Origin of the sequence: Roseovarius sp. MBR-78, assembly GCF_040547535.1 — a bacterium.
In the GTDB taxonomy this organism is placed as follows: Bacteria; Pseudomonadota; Alphaproteobacteria; order Rhodobacterales; family Rhodobacteraceae; genus Roseovarius.
This window is the reverse complement of sequence record NZ_JBEPPX010000056.1, coordinates 2501-5913: the sequence shown is the minus strand read 5'-3', so window position 1 is coordinate 5913 and position 3413 is coordinate 2501. Positions and strand designations below refer to the sequence as shown.

General features: G+C 53.9%; 2 rRNA genes. Both read right to left on the bottom strand.

The features are described 5' to 3' along the window. Positions 1 to 90: 90 nt before the first annotated feature. Positions 91 to 205 (bottom strand): 5S ribosomal RNA (rrf, locus tag ABIE58_RS19840). A gap of 104 nt (positions 206 to 309) precedes the next feature. Further along, positions 310 to 3182 (bottom strand): 23S ribosomal RNA (locus ABIE58_RS19835). Positions 3183 to 3413: the final 231 nt, after the last annotated feature.

Here is a 3413-nt window from a genome sequence, read left to right as displayed (position 1 = left end):
ACGACCTTCAGGTTATGAGCCTGACGAGCTACCTGGCTGCTCCATCCCGCGGTGTTTTATTTTGTATCGTTTGGATTGGGAGATTTCCAGGTTTGGCGGCGACCTACTCTCCCACGTCTTGAGACGCAGTACCATTGGCGCGACGGCACTTAACTTCCGGGTTCGGGATGGGACCGGGTGTATTGCTCGTGCTATGGCCACCAAACCGGGGAATCTTCCAAGAGGATACAACCGGCCCATTTGGGCTGTCCTGTTTCAAGTCACGTATTGTAGTGTATGCTTTTGTTTCCAGTCTTGTTGTTACTGGATCAAATCAAGCCTATCGGGCGATTAGTACCGGTCAACTGAGCGCATTGCTGCGCTTACATCTCCGGCCTATCGACGTGGTGGTCTACCACGGCCCTCTGGGATACCTTGTTTTGAGGGGGGCTTCCCGCTTAGATGCCTTCAGCGGTTATCCTGTCCGAACATAGCTACCCTGCACTGCCGTTGGCACGACAACAGGTCCACCAGTGGTTCGTTCACCCCGGTCCTCTCGTACTAGGGGCAACTCCTCTCAAGTATCCTACACCCACGGCAGATAGGGACCGAACTGTCTCACGACGTTCTAAACCCAGCTCACGTACCTCTTTAAACGGCGAACAGCCGTACCCTTGGGACCTGCTCCAGCCCCAGGATGAGATGAGCCGACATCGAGGTGCCAAACACTGCCGTCGATATGGACTCTTGGGCAGTATCAGCCTGTTATCCCCGGCGTACCTTTTATCCGTTGAGCGATGGCCCTTCCACTCGGGACCACCGGATCACTATGGCCGACTTTCGTCTCTGCTCGACTTGTCAGTCTCGCAGTCAGGCTGGCTTATGCCATTGCACTCAACGAGCGATTTCCGACCGCTCTGAGCCAACCTTCGCGCGCCTCCGTTACGCTTTAGGAGGCGACCGCCCCAGTCAAACTACCCGCCACGCAGGGTCCCGGATCCGGATAACGGACCGCGGTTAGACATCAAGAGTGCGAAGGGTGGTATCTCAAGGGAGGCTCGGCGGAAACTGGCGTTTCCGTTTCAAAGCCTACCACCTATCCTGCACATCACAATCCTGATGCCAGTGCGAAGCTGTAGTAAAGGTGCACGGGGTCTTTCCGTCTGACCGCGGGAAGCCTGCATCTTGACAGGCAATTCAATTTCGCTGAGTCGATGTTGGAGACAGCGGGGAAGTCGTTACGCCATTCGTGCAGGTCGGAACTTACCCGACAAGGAATTTCGCTACCTTAGGACCGTTATAGTTACGGCCGCCGTTTACCTGGGCTTCAATTCGGAGCTCTCACCCCTCCTTTTAACCTTCAGGCACCGGGCAGGCGTCAGACCCTATACGTCGTCTTGCGACTTCGCAGAGCCCTGTGTTTTTAGTAAACAGTCGCCACCCCCTGGTTTGTGTCCCCGGATCCAAGTTGCCTTGAACCCGGGCCTCCTTCTCGCGAACTTACGGAGGTATTTTGCCGAGTTCCTTCAACATCGTTCTCTCAAGCGCCTTGGTATTCTCTACCAGTCCACCTGTGTCGGTTTAGGGTACGATCTCATGATGGAGCTATTTCCAGGAACCGCTCAGCGGCCCGCCCAATCCGATAAGGGCGAACAACCTCTGCGATCCGTCACTTCCATCTGGCCCAGGAATATTAACCTGGTTCCCATCGACTACGCCTTTCGGCCTCGCCTTAGGGGTCGGCTTACCCTGCTCAGATTAGCTTTAAGCAGGAACCCTTGGACTTTCGGCGGGAGGGTTTCTCACCCTCCTTGTCGCTACTCATGTCATCATTCTCACTAGTGATCTCTCCACCGGATGGCTCACGCCCCGGCTTCATCGAAAACACTATATCTTGCGCTACCGCCTATTCGGCTACTTGAGCGCGTTTGCACGCGCCAATCAGCCGACGATAAAACAAGATAAGTGCTGTATCACACTACGCTCTGCTACCATGCCTTACGGCATCCTAAGCTTCGGCTCATGGCTTGAGCCCCGTTACATCTTCGCCGCAGGACAACTTGTTTAGACCAGTGAGCTGTTACGCTATCTTTAAAGGATGGCTGCTTCTAAGCCAACCTCCTGGTTGTTTTGGTCGTCCCACCTGCTTTCCCACTTAGCCATGAATTGGGGGCCTTAGCTGTAGGTCAGGGTTGTTTCCCTCTCGACTACGGACGTTAGCATCCGCAGTCTGTCTGCCATCTAGTACTCCCCGGTATTCGGAGTTTGGTTAGGATCAGTAAGCCTGTGGGGCCCCATTACCCATCCAGTGCTCTACCCCCGGGGGTATTCGGATGACGCTCTACCTAAATAGATTTCGCAGAGAACCAGCTATCTCCGAGTTTGATTGGCCTTTCACCCCTAGGCACAACTCATCCCGACCTTTTTCAACAGGTGTGGGTTCGGACCTCCAGTTGGTGTTACCCAACCTTCATCCTGGTCATGCCTAGATCACTCGGTTTCGGGTCTGATCCATCCAACTCATTCGCCCTATTAAGACTCGCTTTCGCTGCGCCTACACCTAACGGCTTAAGCTTGCTGGATAGACCAAGTCGATGACCCATTATACAAAAGGTACGCCGTCACCACGGACAAGTCCGAGGCTCCGACTGATTGTAGGCGTTCGGTTTCAGGTACTGTTTCACTCCCCTCGTCGGGGTGCTTTTCACCTTTCCCTCACGGTACTGGTTCGCTATCGGTCAGTAAGGAGTACTTAGCCTTCGAAGGTGGTCCTCCGATCTTCAGACAGGATTTCACGTGTCCCGCCCTACTTGATACGTCCTTCAAAGCTTCCCATACGGGGCTGTCACCCGCTATGGCTGCGCTTCCCAACGCATTCTGGTCACTTATCAGGCTCGGCTGATCCCCGTTCGCTCGCCGCTACTAGGGGAGTCGCTATTGCTGTCCTTTCCTCCGGGTACTTAGATGTTTCAGTTCCCCGGGTTTGCTCTTTCAGACCTATGTATTCAGTCTGGAAGTACCTGTTTCAGAAGATTATTGATTGCCAAAGGCAATCAATAACCAACTGTCAGGTGGGTTGCCCCATTCGGAAATCCATGGATCAAAGCTTATTCTCAGCTCCTCATGGCTTATCGCAGAGTATCACGTCCTTCATCGCCTCTTACTGCCAAGGCATTCACCAAACGCCCTTTTCGCGCTTGATTTGATCCAGAAAAAGCAAGACTGGCTTGCGCGACGGTGGAAGCTGGTAAGAAACCACCGTCATTTTTCCGAACCAAAAGCATACGTTTCCCGCGTCATCTTGCGATGACGCATGGTCAGTGTACTTGACTTGGACAACGCCGCTCGTTTCAGCCGGGATACATGCAAAGGGTTGAGGAAGCAGCCCTGAACATGCCTTCCATCCCGAAGGATGGAACCGAACCGAGGTGGCC